Raw genomic sequence first — 20,508 nt, 5'->3', positions numbered from 1 at the left:
GGAACCACATACGGCCAATCCCGTTGTTTCGATGCCCGTCTGCCGGGAGTTGAGCCTGGCCTTGGATCTCGTCAGCGGTTGCAGATAGCGGCGTAGTTGTGCGGCCTCGCGCAGCAACTTCTTGCGCCGGCCTAGGAATCAGCCCAGCATCCGAGGGCTGGAAGAGAAAAAGCATTTATGGCCGGACGCGGCATATCTGCGACCTGACGATCCGGCCACTGGGAAGACACGTTCCGGGAACGGGCAAGCGAAACGCTTGATGCTCGTTTGAAAGGAACGCTTCCATGTCTGCTGCCACTCTCCGATCGGCCAGAGCCGTTCAACCGGCTGGCCGACTCCTGTTTTCCTTGTTCGTGACCCCGATCTTTGCAATCGAGATGCTTGCTGCGGTGCTGACCGCACCCGCCTTCGCCCATGACGCCAAGCCTACGGCGGCGAAGCCGCAAGGCTGGAGTTATCCCTTCGCCTGCTGCGCAAACTACGACTGCCGCACCACCCATACCGGCGAGGTGCTGGAAAAGCCGGAGGGCTATGTCATCGCCGGAACGGGGGAGGTCGTTCCGATGAGCGACAAGCGGGTCAAGGATTCACCCGACGGCGATTTCCACTGGTGCGCGCACCAGGCCGGCCTCGACGCAGGCAAGACGATCTGCCTGTTCGTGCCACCGCGTTCCTACTGAGTTCTGTTGGCAGTTCTCATCGGAAGGCCGGCCTTGGTGCTGAAGGCGCTTGCGTCAGACGGAAGCAGCGAGTGCTGAGGCGAAGTCGCGATACGGGCGCAGTGGGCGACCCAGAAGTGCCGTCAGGCGCTCGACGTCGCCGGCCTCGGGCAGCATCCCGTCGGTGAAGAAACGCTCGCCCATCAGGCGCATGTCGTAGGCCATCCAGGCGGGCAGGAACTGCTTGAGATTTTGCTCAAAACCCTCCGTATTGTCGCCGCTGTAGCTGATCGGGCGGGCGAGTACGTCTGACCAGATTGCGGCAATATCCGTCCCGGTCAGTGTCTGCGGACCGACGAGGTTGATCCGCTCGAACGCAAGCGGCTCCTTGGACTGTTCGCGACGCAGCAGCTCAAGGGCGGCGATCTCGGCGATATCGCGGGCGTCGATCATGGCGAGACCCTTGGGTCCGATCGGCATTGGGTAGGTGCCGTAGCCGGTGATGACGTCTTCGACCGTCAGATCGTTCTGGATGAAGTAGGCCGGGCGCAAGATCGTAGCTTTGAAGTCCATGTGTTCGATCATTCGCTCGACGCCGAACTTGCCCGCGAAATGCGGCACGTTCACATAGACGTCAGCGTGGATCACCGAGAGATAGACGATCCGCTCGATGCCGGCCGATCGGGCGACGTTCAAGGCGATCAAAGCCTGGGTGAATTCGTCCGGCACCACGGCGTTCAAGAGAAACAGCGTGGAAACGCCAGACATGGCTTTGCGCAGCGAATCGACATCGAGAAAGTCGCCTTGCGCGACGGATACGCCTGCCGGAAAACTGGCTTTCGACGGATCGCGCACGAGAGCACGCACATCGGCGCCGCGCTTGGCGAGCTGTTCGACGACTTGGCGGCCGATATTGCCGGTGGCGCCGGTAACGAGAATGGTCATGGAATTTCTCCTGTTGGGTTGCTTGACAGCCCCAATATGTGTGGCTCACAAAGACCCCAGTAGACGGCAATTTTAGACACGTCGTCTCACTGGTGGGACAGTCATGGATCTTTTAGCCCTTGCCGATTTTAACCTCGTGGCTCGCCATGGCGGCTTCGGCAAAGCGGCAAGGTCCACCGGCCGGCCCAAAGCAACATTGTCCCGGCGCGTTGGCGAATTGGAAAGCAGTCTCGATCTGCGTCTGTTCGAACGGGGTGCGCGTAACCTGAAGCTGACCGAAGAAGGACGGGCGCTCTTCGAGCGGACGGGGGCGTTGCTTGCCGAACTGGACGAGACGGCATCGGCGATTGCCTCGGGCGGTCAGAGACCCAAGGGCAGATTGCGGATCAGCGCGCCTTTGCATTTTTCGCAGACTGCAATGGGGAGGATCGCTGCGGGATTTGCCCTGAGGTATCCTGAGGTGAGGCTTGAAGTGACCACCGAAGACCGGCATGTCGACATGATCGAGGAAGGCTACGATCTGGTAATCCGGATCAATCCGGATCCCGATGAAAGCCTGGTCGGACGGGCGTTTCTCCGCGACCGCCTGGTCGTTGTGGCGAGCCCGGACCTTCCTCGCCCGACCGATGGGCTCGCCGCTCCTGGCGTTGCGCGCGGGACAGGCGAGCGGCAAACATGGCAGGTGAAGACACCAGGTGGCTGGGCAACACTTAGAATCGAGCCGATCCTCGCCTTGTCGACACTCATCATGGTCCGCGATGCGGTGCGAGCCGGAATCGGCGCAGGACGGCTTCCCATTTCGTTGGTGGCCCACGACCTGGCTGACGGCACACTGGTGAATTGGGGGGATATTGACGGCCCCGAAATTTCTCTATGGACGCTGTACCCGTCGCGGCGGCTGCTCAGCGCGCGCGTGTCGGCATTCCTGGATTTTCTGAAACAGGCTTTCCCAAACGGGACGCCGGACGAACTGGCCGCCTATATCGGCAGGTGACGACGATTGGGAGGTGACGACGGGCCCGCTTTAGCCAGAGCGCCGGTCGGCTCGGTCGACCGGAGCCTGCTGACAGACAGTTGTCAGGAGCCTTCCTTTATGGTGCCTTGCCGCATGGGTGGCGGGCAACGGAGAGGAAGGCTTTTCATGACCATCAAGGCCAGCTGTCATTGCAAGGCGACGACGTTCGAGGTTTCGCAGGCGCCCGAGACGGTAACACAATGCACCTGCTCGTTCTGCTCCAAGCGCGGTTCGCTGTGGGCTTACTACGTTCCGTCGCAATTCAAGCTCACCAGCTCGCCGGAAAACGTTTCCTTCTATCAATGGGGATCGAAGACCGTCAAACACGGGTTTTGCGCCATTTGCGGCTGCGGCACCTTCACCGAAACGCCGGACTGGTCAACCGGCAAACCGGACTTCGACAATCCCAAGATATCAGTCAATTCGCGGCTGTTCGACGATTTCGACCTCGATAAGGTCGAGGTGGTCGTCATTGACGGCAAGAACCTCTGGTAGGCCAGCACCAGCCACCGAAGCGGAAGAGTGGCGCGAGCGGGGAAAAGCCGCTTTCGCCGCTCGGTTTTTCGCCGCATTTCATGTTACAAGACCGGAGAAGGGCTTATATGCGCGAGCCGCAAAGGCCGCGCTTTGGAGAGGGACGATTCTATGAAAAAGACTGTGCTCGTCGCCGTTGCGACGGCTGTGCTGGTGAGTGCCTGCACCACGACCGATCCGTACACCGGCGAGCAGAAGGTTTCGAACACCGCAGCCGGCGCCGGCCTTGGTGCCCTGGCGGGCGCGGGCCTCGGCCTGCTTGCCGGCGGCAATGACCGCCGCAACGCGCTGATCGGCGCCGGTATCGGCGCGCTGGCCGGCGGCGCCATCGGCGCGACCATGGACCAGAACGAGGCTGAACTGCGCCGCCAGCTCGAAGGCACCGGCGTCAGCGTCACCCGCACCGGCGACCAGATCATCCTCAACATGCCGTCCGACATTACTTTCAACGTCGACCAGGATGCGGTGAAGCCTGGCTTCTACCAGGTGCTGAACTCGGTTGCGCTGGTGCTGAAGAAGTTCAAGCAGACCACGGTCGACGTGTTCGGCCACACCGATTCGACCGGCGGCGACGAACACAATTTCGATCTGTCGCAGCGCCGTGCATTGGCGGTCGCCAACTATCTCTCGGGCCAAGGTGTCGATTCGCGCCGCTTCGCCGTCACCGGTTTCGGCAAGACCCGTCCGATCGCGTCCAATGGAACGGCGGCCGGCCGTGCGCAGAACCGGCGCGTCGAGATCCAGCTTTCGCCGCTGACCTGAATTGTTCGGCATCGAAATGCGAAGGCGGCCCCGCAAGGGGCCGCTTTCTTTTTGGGCTCCTGTGGTCCGCCAAAAGGTCTGACGCATTAGAGATTTCTAATAATCCTTTCCGGAGGCCTTGGAAGGGATTAGCATTGGTGCGGTTCCAGAGGGGATGGGGCGGTACAAACGGCCGCGCAGTCACTTTTAGTCGGCCCCGGTCCTGCACGGCCAGATAAGGAAATCTGGGAGGAATGCATGACAAGAACAGCTCGTCTTGGGCGTTGCGGCGTCCTCATTTTGACAGGTCTGGCCTCAGCTTGGTGCGCAGCCGCCACGGCTCGAGCCGAGGACGCCAACAAAGCCGACATCGAAGCTTTGAAGAAATCGCTCGCCAAATATGAGGACTACACGGTCGCCGTCCGCGACCTTTATCTGTCGACTGTCGGGTGTGTCTATTACAGCGGGGACAGGATCGAGGGCGCTATGGACTATCCGAAGGGCGCTATGGGCATCCATTTCGTCAACGTCCCGAGTGTCGGTCAGAAACTCGATCCGATGCGCCCCAATGTGCTGATCTACGAGCCGACCAAGAAAGGCTTGAAATTGGTTGGCGTGGAATGGCTGATGCCCCTGACGCCAGACACCAAGGAACCTCCAAAACTATTTGGCCAGACCTTCATGGGACCGATGGAAGGGCACTATCCGCTCATTCCGAGGGAGTTCGTCCACTACGACCTTCATGCCTGGCTGTTCAGAGACAATCCGAACGGCATGTTCAGTCCGACCAACCCGAACGTGAAATGCAGCAAGGCAGAGTTTCCGATGCTGGAAGAGCCGACCAAGATGATGCCCGGCCCGATGTGACGGACGGGCCAGGATAGGAGCTTGCCAAGAGTGCAAGCCGGCCGGCTGCCATTTGAGGGCGCTCGGGATCAGGTTCGGAGGACGATCGGCATGAGGGCTGGCGCGCAGGAAGGCTGCCCGCATGAAGACAGGTATCTGGTCGCAGAAGCCGACAATGGCGCTGCGAGCCGTGAGTCGAAGGTAAAAGCGGCCCGCAAGGGCCGTTTTGTTTGGCATGTCGGACCCTGTAATCAAGGCCTACGAGGTCGGCTGATCGACAATTGCCGCCACGATACGGCGCACGATCGGCAAGACCAGCAGCAGACTTGGAAAGCCCACTAGCCATGATGCTCCCCATGCATACGGCCAGGTCGCCACGAAACCGGTTGTCCAGCCCGCATTGATTAGCGTCGCTACCGCGGAAACAATGCACGACATCAGGATGGAAAGTACGAATGGCATTACCAGCACATTGTAAGAGGCCGGTAGCTTCCTCGATTTCAAAACCTTGTGGGATGACGGTCGCATCAAATATCTCCTTCTCAAAAAGTGGAAGTATGCGCGGCTGGGCGCAGTCAGGCGGCCTGCGCCATTTGCAGGGCCAGGTTTCGAATAAAGCCGCGCAACGAACGCGGTTCGCGGCCCAGGGCGGCGCGCAATGTCAGACTGTTCCCACCAAGGCCATAGTGGGCGTAGTGGGCGTATATTTTGGCCAGCACCTGCATTTGGCGGTCATTGTAGGGAAGGCGTGCCTCGGCCGCCCACTCGCCAAATGTCGGCTCACCAGAAGAGATGGGTCGGCCAAGTTCCTCACTCATCATCGCAACGATGTCTTCCCGGCTGTGCATGCCGTCAGCGCACAGATCGAGGGTCGCGTAGGACAATCGCGCTTCGGTTAGGGCGATCGCCGCCACCTCAGCGACATCGCGGTAGTCGACGCGGGCCAGCTTCGCCGTCTTTGGAAACGGTTCCGAGAAAACACCATGTTCAACGACGGACGCCCAGGCCGCTGCGAGGTTCTGCATGAAATTGGCAGGGTGCAGAATCGTATATTCCATCGTCGTCGAGTAGAGAGCAGCCTCGACAGGCACCTTGCTGGCATGGTTCTTCAGTCGCGTATTGGTAGGCTGGATCACCGACGAGAAGACGAACTTTCGAACTCCTGCTCGCGTGGCGGCCTCAACCATGGCAACGCCCATGGCTGCTTCATCGGGAGCAAAAGCCGGCCCAATGTGAAAGACGCCGTCGACTCCCGCGACCGCCCTTTCGAGGCTCTGACGATTTCGCAAATCTCCTGTCGCAACCTCGGATGCCCCCAGCTTCCGGGCCTTTTCGGCATTCGCAGGGTCGCGAACGAGCGCTCGAACATTGGCATTGCGGCGGACAAGTTCAGGCACGACAAGTCCCGCAACTCGGCCTGTGGCACCAACAACCTGAACAGTTGGATTGGCTACTTGCATGACGATTTCCTTCCATCAAGCCTGTCCTCGCGGGACAACTTGCAGAGAGGTACGACGTCGCAATTGTCGTTACGATTACCCGTTTTTGCGATATATTATGTCGAATGTCGGGAGAATGCATGAGCCGGATGGACGATTTCGAGGCTTTCATCGCGATCGTCGAGCATGGAAGTCTGACGACTGCCGCACATCGGCTGAACCGCTCGCTGCAGTCGGTCAGCCGGTCCCTGGCGGCACTGGAGCAATCAGTCGGCGTCGAGCTGATCCACAGGACAACGCGTCGCTCGACACCGAGTGAAGTCGGAGCAGCCTTTTTCAACCGGATCAAACCCGCGGTCGACGACATAAACGACGCAAGACTTCAGGCGATCAACCAACGATCGGAGCCGGCAGGCGTCCTGCGCATCGGGGCGCCGGTTCTGTTTGGCCCGAACGTCCTGATGCCTGTCATCGCGGAATACATGCGGACATTTCCCCGGGTCGAGGTCGATCTTCAACTTTCCGATGGATTTGCCGATCTTGGCGCCGAAGGTCTCGACCTGGCAATACGCATCGGCGATTTGCCGGATTCCAACTTGAAAGCCAAACGCCTGGGAGCGTTGCGGCGCGTTGTGTTCGGCGCGCCTTCCTATTTCGCGCGGTGCACCCGGCCGGCCCATCCCTTCCAGCTGAGTGAGCACAGTTGCATCATCAGAACAGCTAACGAGCGTCCAGGTGAATGGACGTTTCAGATCGACGGGAAACCCCGGACCGTGAAGGTCGCAGGCGCTTTTCGCTCCAATCTGATGACCTCGGTCTATGCCGCCGCAATCCACGGACTGGGTTTGGGCTTCTCGCCTCTGTGGCAGATAAGACATTTGGTCGACGACGGTCTCGTCGAACTGGTTTTGACGGAATTCGAGCCGGCACCGGTGCCGATCCATGCCTTGTGGCAGGAAGGCCGGTCATCTTCGGCCAAGGTTCGGGCATTTTTGGATTTATTGGCATCCCGCCTGGAACTGAAAAGCCTGTAGCATCGACGGGCTATTTAAGCCCTCCAGGCCGGAAGCGATCGGGTAGATCGAGCCTGTCTTGCGATTACCGCGCATGGCGCCGACTGATCCTGGAGCGGGCTCCAGATCTCACATCCCCGTCGCGTCCAGGCAAGCCGCGCGTCCTCGGGACGCCGCGGCTCATGGGATCAGACCTTGGCGACGATCTTCATGAAGGCCGGCATGTCGTCGCCGAAGCCGACGGTGCCGTCATTGTCTTCACCGCGGTTGTTGCCGCGGGCAGGGCGGCTGTTGCTGGCGCGCTGCGGCCTTGTGTCGCCGCGTTCCGGGGCGCGGTTCTCGTTGTTGCGATCGGAGACCTTGCGGTCGCTGTTTTCGGAGCGGATCGCTTCCTTGCGCTGATGCCGTTCGCCGATGTCGGCGACCGCGGCCTCGGCTACCACCGGCTGTTCCTCGCGCGCGGCATCTGCCGCCGGCGCGTCGTCGCTGCGCTTGGCATGGCGTTCGCGCGGCTTGCGCTCGCCACCGTCCTTGCGATCATGGGGCTTGCGGTCCTCGTCCTTGCGGCCGGCGCGGCGCGGAGCGCCACGGCCACGGCGGGGCGCTTCGTCCTCGCCGCCTTCGCTGGCGACCACGGTCGACAGGTCGCCGTCATGCCACTCGATCTTGTTGCCGATCAGCCGCTCGATGGCGTCGATGTATTTGGTGTCGGACTTGGTGGCGATGGTGAAGGATTTGCCCGAGCGTCCGGCGCGGCCGGTGCGGCCGATGCGGTGCACATAGTCTTCGGCGTGGATCGGCACGTCGTAGTTGAAGACGTGGCTGACGTCGGGAATGTCGAGGCCGCGCGCGGCGACGTCGGACGCCACGAGATAGCGCAATTTGCCATCGCGGAAATTGGCCAGCATCTGCATGCGGGCGCGCTGGTCCATGTCGCCATGCAGGGCGCCGGCGTCGAAATCATACTTCAGCAGCGAGCGGAACAGCTCCGCGACTTCGACCTTGCGGTTGCAGAAAATGATAGCGTTCTTCAGCTCGGCGTCTTCGGCCTTTATCAGATTGCGTAGCGTCTCGCGCTTGTCCCACGGCTTGGAGCCGGACTTGACCAGGCGCTGGATGATGTTGGTGGCAGCGGATGCCGCCTTGGACACCTCGACGCGCACCGGCGCATGCAGGAATTTCTCGGTGAGCTTGGTGATCTCCGGCGGCATGGTCGCTGAGAAGAACAGCGTCTGCCTGGTGAACGGGATCATCTCGCAGATGCGCTCGATGTCGGGGATGAAGCCCATGTCCAGCATGCGGTCGGCCTCGTCGATGACGAGGATCTCGACGCCGTTGAGCAACAGCTTGCCGCGCTCGCGGTGATCGAGCAGACGGCCGGGCGTGGCGATCAGCACGTCGGCGCCGCGCTCCAGCTTCTTGTCCTGCTCGTCGAAGGAGACGCCGCCGATCAGCAGCGCGATGTTGAGCTTGTGGTTCTTGCCGTATCTGATGAAATTCTCTTCGACCTGCGCGGCGAGCTCGCGCGTCGGCTCGAGGATCAGCGTGCGCGGCATGCGGGCACGGGCCCTGCCTTTTTCGAGGCGGGTCAGCATCGGCAGCACGAAGGAAGCCGTCTTGCCGGTGCCGGTCTGTGCTATGCCCAGAATATCCTTGCCGAGCAAGGCATGCGGGATCGCGCCAGCCTGGATCGGCGTCGGCACGGTGTAGCCCGCATCGGTGACTGCGGAAAGGACCTTGGGCGACAGGCCGAGGTCTGAAAAGGTCAACGCTTCTAGAGCGGTCGTGGTGTCTGAGGACAAGAGTTGCTGTCTTTGGCTGGTTCGGGGAAGCGCAACGGCATCCGTCGCGGCAAGCACAGCGTGCCTGCAAGATTGGTATTGCGATTAGGCGCAAGCCCGCGATTTGTCAACAGAAACGGGCGGGATTGGCACGATTGTGAAAACGTAAGCTTAATCGCGATGCTTAATTAGGTAGTCACTCTTTGCGCCGGCTCAATAGCGAAACTGCTCGGCGAGAATGCGTTCGTTCCACGAATGGTTGGGATCAAACAGCAGCGTTGCCGTCGCAGTCGGCGATTCGCGGACCGTTACGGAAGCCACCGCCTTGACCTCGGTGTGATCGGCGGCGGTGTTCACCGGGCGCTTTTCCGACTCCAGAATATCGAAGCGTACGGTCGCCTTGTTTGACAACAAGGCACCCCGCCAACGGCGCGGCCGGAACGGGCTGACCGGGGTCAGCGCGAGCAACGGCGCATCCAGCGGCAGGATCGGCCCGTGCGCCGAAAGATTGTACGCGGTGGAGCCGGCCGGCGTCGCGATCATCACGCCGTCGCAGTTCAGTTCCTCGATGCGGACCTGCTCGTCGACGGTGATGCGGATCTTTGCCGTCTGGTAGGACTGACGCCACAGCGCCACCTCGTTGATGGCGAGTGCCGAAACCGTCTCGCCCTCATGCGTCAACGCCAGCATTTCCAGCGGGCGGATCGTTTCGGCGACGGCGGCCGCGATGCGCTCGGTGAGGCCCCCGACGCGGTACTCGTTCATCAGGAAGCCGATGGTGCCACGGTTCATGCCGTAGACCTTCTTTCCCGTGCTCATCGTGTCGCGCAAGGTCTGCAGCAGGAAGCCGTCGCCACCCAGTGCCACCACCACCTGGGCGTCGTCGAAGGATGCCTGGCCATAGCGGGCCGACAGGCTCTCCATCGCCGCCTTGGCATCGGCAGTGTCGGAGGAGACGAAGGCGAGATTGGCTTTGCTCATGACATTCCGATGGCGGTCGGCCGATGGCGGTCGGCGGCGGTTGCGTGGGGTAGCATGGGCAAGCGCATCTGCAAAGGGAGGCATCGTCCGGGCCAGTTGCGGCCGCGGCGAAACGAAATCGGCGGCTCGCGCTTCATGTCGCCGGAACGGCGAATGTGATGGTTAAGTGCGAGCTTAAGCACTCGTAAAGCCTGATCGATCATGTTAGCCGACAGAGGATGGGTGGCTGGGGGGCTAGCCAGTCGAGACCTGTCTATTGCCGGTGACACGCCTGATTATCGTCTTCCTTGTGATGGGAAGTTTCGCCCTTCTCTTTGCGGAGCTTGTGCGGCAGTCCGAAGACATGAGCTCCAGGCCGATGGCCTCACGCTGCGGCGGCGCCGGCGTGCCATGCCCGCAAAACGCATTGTAGGCGAAGCCAATCCGCCAACGACGATCCGTCGCCTACTGCCCGACAATCCTCAGATTGGCGTTGCCGTAGAATGTGTAGGCGAGATAGGTCGGATCGCCGGTCCGGTAGAGTTCTCTGCGGACATCCTGCAGGATCTCGGCCAGATAGACCGGCCCGTCCTTGATCCGCGTACTGATGCCGCCATAGAAATCGGTAGAGAAGGCCGCTGCCGCGCGGTCGGTCAGTGGCCACATGCCGCCGATGAAGCCGGAAGCGCCGCCCGCCAGCACCGCCGGACCCCAGCCCTGCACGAAGCCGCCGAGCATCTGGGAACGGCCTGTGTCGCAGGCGTTGAAGAAGTAGAACGGATTGCCCTTGCCATGCGCGGTGGCGACCAGCGCAGCCCATGTATCCGGGTCGAGCGACTGGTCGACGAGATCGAGGGCAAAGACCGGCCGGCCACTGCTCGGCTGGTTGACCTCGCCATGACCGGAGAAATGAATGAAACCGGTCGAGACTTCACCGACCAGTTTCTCGAAAGAGGTGAAATCGCCATCGAAGCGGCGGTAGCCGTAAAGCTTGCTCAGCGCCGCGATCTCGTCCTGTTGGAAGCGCAGCGAGCGTTTGTCGACATAGGAGGGCGCGACAGCCGCGACGCCGGTGAAGGTCATGCGGTCGAGCGGGTTGTCGACCTGTGAGGCACTGCTGCGCGGAGCCCAGCGCGCCAGCCGGTAGCCCATGCCGAGAAAACCGTCGGCGATGGCGCCGTCGGCGCTGCGCGGGCGGATCAATTCCCAGGGCAGCGTCGGGCTGTTCGAGGTGATCTGGATCGAATGGAGTTCGCCTTTGCCGCGCAGCGCCCAGAACACGTCCTTGAACGGTTTCGGCACATAGTCGCGGTAGAGCGCATCGCCAAAACCTTCGGCGGCGAGCGTGACAAAGCGCTTTTGCGCCCCCGTATCGCTGCTTGCGGCAGGCTGCTGCAGCGAAACGGCGCCGCGCAGGCTCAATCCGAGCTGCAGCAGGCGGCGGTATTCGGAGTCCAGCCATGCCGCCATCTCAGGTGGCGTCGAGAACGTATCTGTCACCGGACCGGCCAGATGCGGCGAATGGATGATGATCTGCCCCGAACCCAGCCCGCTCGGATCGTCATAGAGGATGGTCACGTCGAGATCGGGGACGTCATCGCCGGCTGCGCCGCCGAGCGTCACATTGCCAGTTACCGCCGGCTGCGGCGCCGCTGCGGCCAGCATCAGCATGGCAGGTGCTGCGGAGCGTTCGGCTGTGGCGCTCAGAGCGGCTGCCTCGACAGGCGCGGTGCGGCGAATGATAACCGACCGCGATGCCGATCCCAGGAACCTCCCGGCGCTGTAGATGCGCGCGATGAACTGGGCCGGCTTGCTGTCCTTGGCGATCGGCCGCGCCTTGACGTCGAAGCGGACGAAGTCGCTGTCGCCCTGGCGGTAGAGCGTCGTCCGTCGGCTCCATTTGCCGCCGTCAGCGAGATCGAAGCCGGAGGCGAACAGATCGATATCGATCGGCCATTGCTCGGTTCCCGCCGGCATCGCCATGGCCAGGGCGCCATCTTCCGTCACCGACGAGCCCGGCGCTGCCTTCACCTTCACTTCGGGCGTGAATTGCTCTTCGGTAAGGGCGATCGAAACGGTCACCGTCTCGCCGGCGACAATCTCATCCGGCGCATCGATGATTGGATGGCGCACCACCTCGACAGCGCCCGTCTCGGGTTGTGGAAGGGCGCCGCCGGAAGGAGGGCTTTGCGCCTGGTCGATGGGCGGCGGCGCTGGTTTCGGTGGCGCCTGCGCCTCCGGCGGACTTTCGGCGCCGGTCGCGGGTGGCGGGGCCGATGTCATGCCGTCCTCAGGGGGGATCCCTGCCTTATCGGGGGGCGGTTCGGCGCCGGTGGCTCCGCCATCCTGCGGATAGGTCCCGCCGAGATTGTTCTGGGCAGCGGCCGCAGCTGCGTCTTCAAGACGTTGCTTTTCCTCTTCGTATCGTTGCCGAGCCTGCTCTTCCTGCAATTGGCGCTGCTGTTCCTGGCGTTTGTATTCCTCGTAGAGCGCCGCCTCCTTGGCGCTGTCGCCCATCGCGGCATCGGGACTGCCGGAGCCCGGTGCAACGTCCATGGGGTAGGGCTCCTGACCGCTGCCATCGGCGTAGTCGCTGCCATCAGGCTCCCAACCGCCACTCCCGGAGATGTAGCCGCCGCTCGCCATCGCCGGCGGTGCCGGTTCCGGCACAAGCGGCAGCGCCGGTGCCGCGCCGGCCACCTGGTCCGGCGTCAGCACAAAGGCAGCGTCTGCCGAGCGGCCATATGCCATCCATGGCCACTGGGCGCCTGACGTTTTGTCGATAGTGGTTTGCCTGACCGAGGCGAGGATGATGGCTATGTCCGCGCCGCGCTTGACCGGCGCAGCGGTGAGCGCATCGGCAAATACGGTGACGGGGCGGGCTTCGTCCAGTGCAACGGTTCCGGGTTTGGCCGACAGAGCGACGATGGCGTGGGTGAGGGGATCGAGCCGCCGCCAGACCCTGCATCACGCCGGAAGTAGGGTTGTGGCCATCGCCGGGATTGTCGAGCAGAACCACCTTCAATGTCGGGGTTGCCTCGAGCGCCTGCATGAACAGATCGAGGGGCAATGCCGTCTGGTCGACCGTTTCCTTTGAATCGATCCGGGTGCCGCGCGTCAGTAAATAGTTCCTGCCGTTGGCCTGCGCGGTGTGGCCGACATAGTAGAAGATGCCGACGGAGTCCGGATTGGCCAGGGATTGGGCGAAATCATGCATGGCGCGCGCGACATCGGCGCGGTCGCCATCCGACACCTGCCGGACGGTGAAGCTAAGCGATCGTAGTGTCGCTGCAACGAGTTCGGCACTGAGGTCGGCGTTGGCGATTGCCGGTGAGCCCTCAGAGGCCGGATTGGCGACAACCAGCGCTATCCGCGCTTCGCCGCGCGCAGCGGAGAAGAGCGCCATGGTCATCAGCAGCACGACCGCCAGAAAAAGGCGCATGACCGTGATCCAAGCCCTGCGGGCTGCGGCGCTCACGCCACGGCTTGCCCCAATTCATCAATGGCCCAACCTTGACCATATCATGTCGGCTTCGCCGGCGCACTGCCGGTGCCGATCATGCAGTTGTGTCGCAAAAGATATTGACTGTATGTTTAGTAATTAATACCGTTGCCGAGATACCGAGTTGGTCAGCCGGCATTCGCCGGTGAATGATCACCAGGACGAAGGGAACTTAGGGACTCGAGGCGCAATCCCGCCGGTCCGAACAATGGGAGACACAAGCATGCAGTTGAAATCGACCGCCACGGCGCTCGGCCTGTCGCTGCTGGCGATGACCGGCATTGCCCGCGCCGAGGGCGAACTCCAAATCTACAATTGGGGCAACTACACCAGCCCGGACCTGATCAAGAAGTTCGAGGAAACCTACAAGGTCAAGGTTACCGTCACCGACTACGACTCCAACGATACGGCTCTGGCCAAGGTCCGCCAGGGCGCTTCCGGCTATGACATCGTCGTTCCATCGGCCAGCGTGATGCCGATCTGGATCAGCGAAGGCCTGCTCTTGGAAACCGATCCCAACACGATGGAGAACTTTAGAAACGTCGATCCGAGATGGGTCGACGTGCCGTTCGACCCCGGCCGCAATTATTCGGTGCCGTGGCAATGGGGCACGACCGGCATCTCGGTCAACAAATCGGTCTATGCGGGCGATCCGAACACCTCGGCGATTTTCCTCGATCCGCCGCCGGAACTCGTGGGCAAGATCAATGTCGTGCCCGAAATGGGAGACATCATGTTCCTCGCCATTGCCTATGAGGGCGGTAAGTACTGCACCGACGACAAGGTGCTTTTGAAAAAGGTGCATGACAAGCTCATCGAGGCGAAAGCGAAATGGCTGTCGCTCGACTATGCGGCCGTCGACGGTCTCGGCAGGGGTGACATTGCCGCCGGCGTCAACTGGAACGGCATATCGCTGCGCGAGCGGCTGGAGAACGACAAGATCGTCTACGGCTATCCCAAGGAGGGCTTTCCAATCTGGATGGACAGTGTCGCGGTGCTCAAGGATGCCAAGAACGTCGAGAACGCCAAGCTCTTCCAGAATTTCATCATGGACCCCAGGAATGCAGCGATGATCTCGGCCTTCGCGCACTACGCCAATGGCATCAAGGGCTCCGAGCCCTTCCTGCCGGCCGATATGAAGGGCGCGCCCGAAGTGGATGTTCCGGCCGAATTTGCCGACAAGGGCCAATTCATGTCGGCCTGTCCCGCCGACGTCCAGGCGCTCTACACCAGGATCTGGACCGATCTGCAGAAATAGCAGCGCCGCCGGCCGAAGCTGACCAACATCGGGCCGCGCATCGCGGCTCGGCCATCCCCAATGCCAGATGCCGTAAAGCCGCCGCGGGAGATTTTTTATGTCCGATCTCGACCTTTGCTACATGCCGGCCAGCGAGGCGTTGCGGCTGTTCAAGGCGAAGAAACTGTCGCCTGTGGAACTGATGCAGGCCACCATCCGCCGCGCCGAGGCAACCAAGGCGACGATCAACTGCCTCACCTTCACGCATTTCGACGAGGCGATGGATCTCGCCAGAAAAGCCGAGGCGAAATACGCCAGAGGCGCAAGGACCGGCGCGCTCGAGGGCCTGCCGATCGGCATCAAGGATGAGAGCTACATCAAGGGCAAGCCGACCTCGCATGGCTCGCTGCTGTCCGGGGACGCCATTGGCGGCCATACCTCGACCATGAACGAGCGTGTCATGAAGGCCGGCGGCATCGTCCACGCCCGCACCGCGACGCCCGAATTCAGCTGCGCCGGTTATACCTGGTCGAAGCGCTGGGGCGTCACGCGCAACCCCTGGAACCCGGATTTCACGCCGGGCGGTTCGTCGGGCGGTTCGGCGGCAACGCTGGCCTCCGGCACGTCGTCGATCGCAACCGGCTCGGACATAGCGGGCTCAATCCGCATCCCTGCCTCGGCCTGCGGCCTGGTCGGTTTCAAGCCGCCTTACGGCCGCAATCCCGATGAGGCGCCGTTCTATCTCGATTTCTACTGCCACACCGGGCCCTTGGCCCGAAACGTCGGGGATGCGATCCTGCTGCAGAACGTCATGGCCGGGCCGAGCCCGCTCGACATCGCCACGCTGCGCCCGAAACTGCGCCTGCCGCTCGACTACAAGCCGATCAAGGGTTGGAAGATCGCATTCTCCATGGATCTCGGGTCCTTCGAGGTGGATGCGGACGTGCGCAAGAACACGCTCGCTGCCTGCGATGTGTTCCGCTCGCTCGGCGCCACCGTCGAGGAGGTGGACCTCGGCTGGGGCGACGAGGTGCTCAAGGCCGGCATGGCCTATCTCGAACATCTCTTCGGCGCCTCGCTGTCGCCGCTGCTCGCCAAGCACGGCAAGGACATGACCAGCTATGCCAGGCAGTTTGCCAACGACGGGCAGAAGTCGAAGGCCACGGACTTCGTCGCGACCTTGGACGTGGCGGCCAGGATGTATCTGACGCTGGGGCCGTTGCTGGAAAAACACGATGTGCTGATCTGCCCGACCAATGCGCTTCCCGCAGTGCCGGCGGAATTCGATCAGACCAAAGGCAAGGTCGAGATCAATGGACGAGAGGTGAACCCGTCGCTGGGCTGGGTGATGACGACGCCGTTCAACATGCTGAGCCGCTGCCCGGTTCTGTCCGTGCCGTCGGGCCGCGCCGCCAACGGCGTGCCCACCGGCATCCAGATTGTCGGCCGCACCTATAGCGACGCCGACGTGTTCCGGGCGGGTATGGCCTATGAGACGGCTCGTGGTCAGTGGTACACGAATGCCGGGACACGCCCGGCGCTGTGAGTCCGCAGGGCGCCGGCATCCCAAGGCAGCGGCGGGATGTTTCGGCCGCCGGGGAAAGGCCTGACGACAATGGCGCAACGCATAGCCACTCCGGATGCGGGAAAAAGCAAGGCGGCCAAGGGTGCGGCGAACGACGCTGCGCCCAAGGACCGCCGGCGCGAGCGCGGCGAAGCGAGCATCCAGCGCATCATCGACGCCACAATCGAGCTCATCGCGGAGGAGGGGCTGGCCAGCGTCACCATGCAGCGCATCGCCGAGCATGTCGGCTCGTCCAACGCACTGGTGGTCTTTCATTTTCGCAGCAAGGAGAACCTGTTCCGAGCCGTCCTGCAATATCTCAGCGACCAATATGACGCGCTGTGGCTGACGCTGGTGCGGGCGCCCGGCCTGTCGCCGGTCGAGCGGGTCTTGGGCGCGGTCGATTGCGCGCAACGCTTTGCCCGCCAGCATCCGAATTGGGTGTCGGTCTTCGTCGTGTTCTCCAGCGACCGCAAGAGCATGCAGCTCTACAACGAGATAGGCCTGCCCAGCGATCTCGCCTACACGGCCGAAGCGCGCGAACTGCTGATCGAGATTTCGCGCAGCGGCGGTTACACCGGCGTCGACATAGACACGCTGTCGGAGAGCCTGAATTATCTGGTTCACGGCGCCTGGTATTGGGACCATCTCAACCCGTCCAGCCGCGACACCGACGTGCTGCGCAAGACCATGCTGCTCCTGCTGCACCAGGCCTTTCCGCGGCATTTTGACTTGGGGTGAGATGCGGCCATTGCGAGCGACGAAAGCGTCCTCTGCAAACCTAAACCCGAAAATCTCTACGATGCCTTGATCTCTGTAAAAACGCTTGCACAATCCAGAGGTGCGAGCTAAACAACCCAGGGATGCATTCGAGGGTGGGTAAATGTGGCATTGGGCGATACTTCTGTTGCTGATTGGCGTGCCGGTTTTCTTCGCCGTCCGGTCGTCGCGCAAATCCTCACAGAGCCCAGATGACCTCGTGGGGTTCGGCGGCTGGCTGATCCTGCTGGCGATCAGCCTGTCCCTTTCGCCGTTGCGCACACTTGTCGATATGGCCAGTCTGGTCAAAACCTACCAACAGCTTGTTACAGTGCCCAACGGGGCCTTGGCCATCTATGGCGAGGCAGCCCTCAATCTGGCATTTCTGGTGCTTCAGCTGGTCGTGCTTGTTTCGATGCTGCGGCGAAGCCACCGCTTTCCGCAGCTGTTCATATGTCTGTGGTTCGCGATCCCTCTCTTATTCGTACTGGACACAGTTTGGATATCGACTGTTCTGGGTGTCCCGGTAAACCGTTTGCTTGCCGGAGGAGCTCTGGTTACACCTTTGGCATCCTTCATAGTCACAGGGATCTGGGCCGCCTACGTCTACAGGTCGGTTAGGGTGAGGAACACGTTCGGCGATACGGCAGCCATACAGGCTGCCACATTTTCCTAGAAGGTCCGACGGCTGCGAGTTGGCCTGATGTCGTGCTGCCAGCTCCGCCGAATAGAACCGTCGGCAGTCCTCCTTCGACTAACGAGCTTCGAGTGGCCTGCCACCCGAAGCTCGAAGAGCGAAGGGTGGTGCCCCCGGACGGAATCGAACCGCCGACCTTCGGTTTACAAAACCGCTGCTCTACCAGCTGAGCTACAAGGGCACGGCGCTCCGGTTAGCATATTTCGTGCGCCAGTAAAGACAAAACTCCGTTTTCGATCGCTAATGGACCCCGCCGAGGTGGGCGGGCCGCCATGCTGAAAACCGCCAATGCGATCCCTACATATCTCTCAGGTGCAAACGCATCGAACGGGGTGTCGCATGATCAGACTTGTCATCATCCTGCCGCTTGTCGTCATTGCCTGGCTGCTTGCGGTAAAGCTCATCAGGGACGTGAAGAGCGCCAATGTCGACTGGACCGGCATCGCCGCCATCGTCGGTTTTATCGCGATGGCGTTTTGGCTGCGGCATGTGACTGGGATGGGGATGAATGGTGAATGGTGAATGGGCGAACGCCTTTCGGACCATTGACTACTCACTACTCGCTCAAAACCTCGAACCTTTCACCACGTCACCGCGACTGATCTCCAGAGGCGAATGGTCGCCTCGATCAAGGAGATCATCATGTTGAAGCGCAGTCTTACTTCGGGCCTGGTCGCCATCTTCGTCGCCACCGGCGCGCTCGCCGGTACCGTGCAGTCGTCCTCCGCTCACAGCCATCATCACCACCATCACAAGCACCACGACAAGCCCTCTTGGTGGTGGAACCATCAACACAAGCACCATCACCACAAGCATCATCATCACCACGGCAAGGTGATCATCTTCCTTTGAGCGAGACGACCTGCCTCGCGGAAGGGCGGCTTCGGCCGCCCTTTTTTGCGTTGAGCGCTCGATCGATCAGATCTTGGTTTCCATCGGCTGATTTCCGGCCTTCAAGAAAATCCCAAATTCTTTCGAACCTTTTTCCGCGCCGAAACGACAGATGATCAAGAGGCGGATGGATCGCCTCTCGCAACGAAACAAGGAGATCGTCATGTTCACGCGCAAAATCGCTTCTGCCCTCATCGCCAGCACCGTCGCCGCCACCTCGCTGGTCGGCACCGTCCAGCCCTCGGCCGCCCACAGCCATCACCACAACCGCGAAATCGGCATCGGCATCGCCGCCGGCGTCGGCGGCTTCGTGCTCGGCAGCCTGCTCAACCAGCAGCCCCGCACCGTCTATGTCGACGACGAGGGTGGTTCCTGGCACGTCCGCCGCTGCGCCAACCGCTACGCCAGCTACGATCCGTACTCCGACACCTATGTCGGCTATGACGGCTACCGCCACTATTGCCGCCTCTAAGAGGAGGCTCCCCACAAGAAGGAGGGGCTGTACACAGCCCCTCTTTCCTACATTTGAGCGCGTGGCAGTGTCAGCTACGGTTTGGAGATCGGTAATCCGGCTGCATGGCAGGTGCCGACAACACCACCGCTCGCATTCAGCGATTGATCGCCCATGGCGATGAGTTCGAAGCTGCTTCCTTCATCCGGATAGATCTTGGCGGCGAACGGTTGGTCTGTTGTATGACCACCGGACGATGACTTCGCGGCGACATGGCCGCAGACCACGATTTCCCGGCGGCCGTTGAGCGTCCGCTCGCCGGCGCGCATCGTCCCGAATTTGGCGGATACAGGATCCTGCAAATGCTGGCGAATGCCGATCGTGATTGTCTCCTCCAAAGCGAGCGAGATCGGAATCTCGCTGACTTGCTGGGAGACAGGGGCGGGTTCGGGCGCCGTCGCCACGCATCCGCACAGTGAAGCGGCGAGCAAAAGCTGAAGCGTTCTCCGCATTATAATCGGAACCCGCCGATCATCCTCGTCACCTCAGCGGCGGCGTCGCGCACCAGCGGCCCGATCTCGTCCAGCCGCTCCATCGTCACCCGCACCGTCGGTCCGGAGACCGAGACACCGCCGATCGGCTCGCCGAACTCGTTGAAAATGGCGGCGGCCACGCAGCGCATGCCGGGATGCCGCTCCTCGTCGTCGACCGACCAGCCACGGTGCTTGATGACAGCCAGGTCATGGGCCAGCGCCGAAATGTCGGACAGCGTCTTGTCGGTGAAGCGCTGCAGGCCCGACTTGCGCAGGATGGCGGCGACGCGTTCCGGCTCGAGCTGCGCCAGCACCGCCTTGCCGATGCCCGAGGCATGGAAAGAGCTGCGCGTGCCCGGGCGGAAGAAGGCGCGGATCGCCTGATGGGTCTCGACCTGGCTGACGAAAACGACGCAATCGTCCTCGGCGACGCCGAGATTGGCGGTTTCACCGGTCTTCTCCATCAATTCCTGCATGACCACGCGGGCCCGGTCGACAAGCTTGCGGCGGCGCAGGAAGGCGGCACCCATGCGGTAGGTCTCGACGCCGATCGACCACAGCTGGTCCGATGTATCGAACTCGACCATGCCGTGGTTCTGCAGCGTCGTCAGCATGCGGTAGGCGGTGGACGCCGCGAGCTCGCTACGCGCCGAAATCTCGCTCAGCGACAGGCCACTGCCTTCAGCGACGATGGCCAGGATGCGCAAGGCCCGGTCCAGCGACTGTAAAGAACCGGGCTCGGACGGACAGTTGAAAGCGTGCGGCCGGCTGCGCTGGCGTTTTTCGCTGGTTTCCATGGCGGCATTGTCGCCGGTTTCGCCGAAATCGCAATGAAAAACTTTTTCACAGATTCTGGTGCCCGGATTCATGAAAAACGGAAAAGCCAGCGAAATCAGTGGACAGGAGCCGTTTTCTAGAAATGAAAAATTATTCTGAAAAAA

22 protein-coding genes and 1 tRNA gene are annotated in these 20,508 nt (G+C 61.8%); 13 read left to right on the top strand and 10 right to left on the bottom strand.

From position 1 onward, the window contains the following. Positions 1–284: 284 nt before the first annotated feature. Positions 285–680, top strand: coding sequence for a hypothetical protein (locus NKI15_RS14605; protein WP_023751010.1), 396 nt, complete (start codon positions 285–287; stop codon positions 678–680). 54 nt (positions 681–734) lie between these two features. On the opposite strand, the gene NKI15_RS14600 is transcribed toward NKI15_RS14605, so the two are convergent. Further along, positions 735–1,604 carry an NmrA/HSCARG family protein gene (locus NKI15_RS14600; protein ID WP_023708479.1) on the bottom strand — a complete coding sequence of 290 codons (870 nt, stop codon included), beginning with the start codon at positions 1,602–1,604 and terminating at the stop codon, positions 735–737. 103 nt (positions 1,605–1,707) lie between these two features. On the opposite strand from NKI15_RS14600, the gene NKI15_RS14595 reads away from it, so the two are divergent. The 4 genes from NKI15_RS14595 to NKI15_RS14580 all read left to right on the top strand — a co-directional run bounded on the left by NKI15_RS14595 (position 1,708) and on the right by NKI15_RS14580 (position 4,761). Beyond that, positions 1,708–2,598, top strand: a complete 891-nt coding sequence (locus tag NKI15_RS14595; protein ID WP_352514870.1) for a LysR family transcriptional regulator — start codon at positions 1,708–1,710, stop codon at positions 2,596–2,598. 147 nt (positions 2,599–2,745) lie between these two features. Beyond that, entirely contained in the window at positions 2,746–3,114 is a 369-nt protein-coding gene (locus NKI15_RS14590; protein ID WP_023667471.1) for a GFA family protein, read from the top strand. 150 nt (positions 3,115–3,264) lie between these two features. After that, positions 3,265–3,915: a YiaD family glycine zipper/OmpA-like lipoprotein gene (locus NKI15_RS14585; RefSeq protein WP_023667470.1), complete on the top strand. Its 651-nt coding sequence runs from the start codon at positions 3,265–3,267 to the stop codon at positions 3,913–3,915. 237 nt (positions 3,916–4,152) lie between these two features. After that, the gene (locus tag NKI15_RS14580) at positions 4,153–4,761 is read left to right on the top strand and encodes a hypothetical protein (protein ID WP_023751009.1); all 609 of its coding nucleotides are present in this window, start codon (positions 4,153–4,155) and stop codon (positions 4,759–4,761) included. A gap of 237 nt (positions 4,762–4,998) precedes the next feature. Here the strand turns inward: NKI15_RS14580 and NKI15_RS14575 are convergent, their stop codons facing one another. Further along, complete coding sequence (locus tag NKI15_RS14575) at positions 4,999–5,268, bottom strand: DUF2798 domain-containing protein (protein WP_023729801.1); 270 nt, start codon at positions 5,266–5,268, stop codon at positions 4,999–5,001. Between the two features lie 47 nt (positions 5,269–5,315). Then, positions 5,316–6,200 carry an NmrA/HSCARG family protein gene (locus tag NKI15_RS14570; RefSeq protein ID WP_023751008.1) on the bottom strand — a complete coding sequence of 295 codons (885 nt, stop codon included), beginning with the start codon at positions 6,198–6,200 and terminating at the stop codon, positions 5,316–5,318. A 119-nt stretch (positions 6,201–6,319) separates the two neighbouring features. On the opposite strand from NKI15_RS14570, the gene NKI15_RS14565 reads away from it, so the two are divergent. Further along, positions 6,320–7,213: a LysR family transcriptional regulator gene (locus NKI15_RS14565; protein WP_352514871.1), complete on the top strand. Its 894-nt coding sequence runs from the start codon at positions 6,320–6,322 to the stop codon at positions 7,211–7,213. 167 nt (positions 7,214–7,380) lie between these two features. Here the strand turns inward: NKI15_RS14565 and NKI15_RS14560 are convergent, their stop codons facing one another. The 4 genes from NKI15_RS14560 to NKI15_RS14545 all read right to left on the bottom strand — a co-directional run bounded on the left by NKI15_RS14560 (position 7,381) and on the right by NKI15_RS14545 (position 13,375). Further along, the gene (locus NKI15_RS14560; RefSeq protein ID WP_031203971.1) at positions 7,381–8,994 is read right to left on the bottom strand and encodes a DEAD/DEAH box helicase; all 1,614 of its coding nucleotides are present in this window, start codon (positions 8,992–8,994) and stop codon (positions 7,381–7,383) included. A 192-nt stretch (positions 8,995–9,186) separates the two neighbouring features. Next, positions 9,187–9,954, bottom strand: a complete 768-nt coding sequence (locus NKI15_RS14555) for an NAD kinase (RefSeq protein ID WP_023681482.1) — start codon at positions 9,952–9,954, stop codon at positions 9,187–9,189. 444 nt (positions 9,955–10,398) lie between these two features. Beyond that, complete coding sequence (locus NKI15_RS14550; RefSeq protein ID WP_352886251.1) at positions 10,399–12,489, bottom strand: CHAT domain-containing protein; 2,091 nt, start codon at positions 12,487–12,489, stop codon at positions 10,399–10,401. 43 nt (positions 12,490–12,532) lie between these two features. Then, entirely contained in the window at positions 12,533–13,375 is an 843-nt protein-coding gene (locus NKI15_RS14545; protein WP_352514872.1) for a caspase family protein, read from the bottom strand. A gap of 283 nt (positions 13,376–13,658) precedes the next feature. On the opposite strand from NKI15_RS14545, the gene NKI15_RS14540 reads away from it, so the two are divergent. The 4 genes from NKI15_RS14540 to NKI15_RS14525 all read left to right on the top strand — a co-directional run bounded on the left by NKI15_RS14540 (position 13,659) and on the right by NKI15_RS14525 (position 17,671). Next, positions 13,659–14,693, top strand: a complete 1,035-nt coding sequence (locus NKI15_RS14540; RefSeq protein ID WP_352514873.1) for an extracellular solute-binding protein — start codon at positions 13,659–13,661, stop codon at positions 14,691–14,693. A 97-nt stretch (positions 14,694–14,790) separates the two neighbouring features. Further along, a complete protein-coding gene (locus NKI15_RS14535; protein WP_352886250.1) occupies positions 14,791–16,218 on the top strand; it encodes an amidase in 1,428 nt (475 codons plus the stop codon). Between the two features lie 69 nt (positions 16,219–16,287). Then, a complete protein-coding gene (locus NKI15_RS14530; RefSeq protein WP_023725772.1) occupies positions 16,288–16,977 on the top strand; it encodes a TetR/AcrR family transcriptional regulator in 690 nt (229 codons plus the stop codon). 166 nt (positions 16,978–17,143) lie between these two features. Beyond that, on the top strand, positions 17,144–17,671 hold the full coding sequence (locus NKI15_RS14525) for a DUF2569 family protein (protein ID WP_245260196.1): 528 nt from the start codon (positions 17,144–17,146) through the stop codon (positions 17,669–17,671). Between the two features lie 126 nt (positions 17,672–17,797). Here NKI15_RS14525 and NKI15_RS14520 read toward each other — a convergent pair. Further along, positions 17,798–17,873 (bottom strand) — tRNA-Thr (locus tag NKI15_RS14520). A gap of 158 nt (positions 17,874–18,031) precedes the next feature. On the opposite strand from NKI15_RS14520, the gene NKI15_RS14515 reads away from it, so the two are divergent. From NKI15_RS14515 to NKI15_RS14505, 3 genes are all read left to right on the top strand, one after another. After that, a complete protein-coding gene (locus NKI15_RS14515) occupies positions 18,032–18,214 on the top strand; it encodes a hypothetical protein (protein ID WP_023667458.1) in 183 nt (60 codons plus the stop codon). Positions 18,215–18,334: 120 nt separating this feature from the next. Further along, the gene (locus NKI15_RS14510; RefSeq protein ID WP_023688402.1) at positions 18,335–18,544 is read left to right on the top strand and encodes a hypothetical protein; all 210 of its coding nucleotides are present in this window, start codon (positions 18,335–18,337) and stop codon (positions 18,542–18,544) included. Between the two features lie 202 nt (positions 18,545–18,746). Further along, the gene (locus tag NKI15_RS14505; RefSeq protein ID WP_023667455.1) at positions 18,747–19,055 is read left to right on the top strand and encodes a BA14K family protein; all 309 of its coding nucleotides are present in this window, start codon (positions 18,747–18,749) and stop codon (positions 19,053–19,055) included. Positions 19,056–19,129: 74 nt separating this feature from the next. Here the strand turns inward: NKI15_RS14505 and NKI15_RS14500 are convergent, their stop codons facing one another. Further along, positions 19,130–19,498, bottom strand: coding sequence for a hypothetical protein (locus NKI15_RS14500; protein WP_245261846.1), 369 nt, complete (start codon positions 19,496–19,498; stop codon positions 19,130–19,132). A gap of 47 nt (positions 19,499–19,545) precedes the next feature. Continuing rightward, positions 19,546–20,364: an HTH-type transcriptional regulator BhcR gene (bhcR, locus tag NKI15_RS14495; RefSeq protein ID WP_352886249.1), complete on the bottom strand. Its 819-nt coding sequence runs from the start codon at positions 20,362–20,364 to the stop codon at positions 19,546–19,548. Positions 20,365–20,508: the final 144 nt, after the last annotated feature.

Source organism: Mesorhizobium sp. M0862 (assembly GCF_040319795.1).
In the GTDB taxonomy this organism is placed as follows: domain Bacteria; phylum Pseudomonadota; class Alphaproteobacteria; order Rhizobiales; family Rhizobiaceae; genus Mesorhizobium.
The sequence above is the reverse complement of the archived record's forward strand: the minus strand, read 5'-3'. Positions and strand labels throughout refer to the sequence as shown.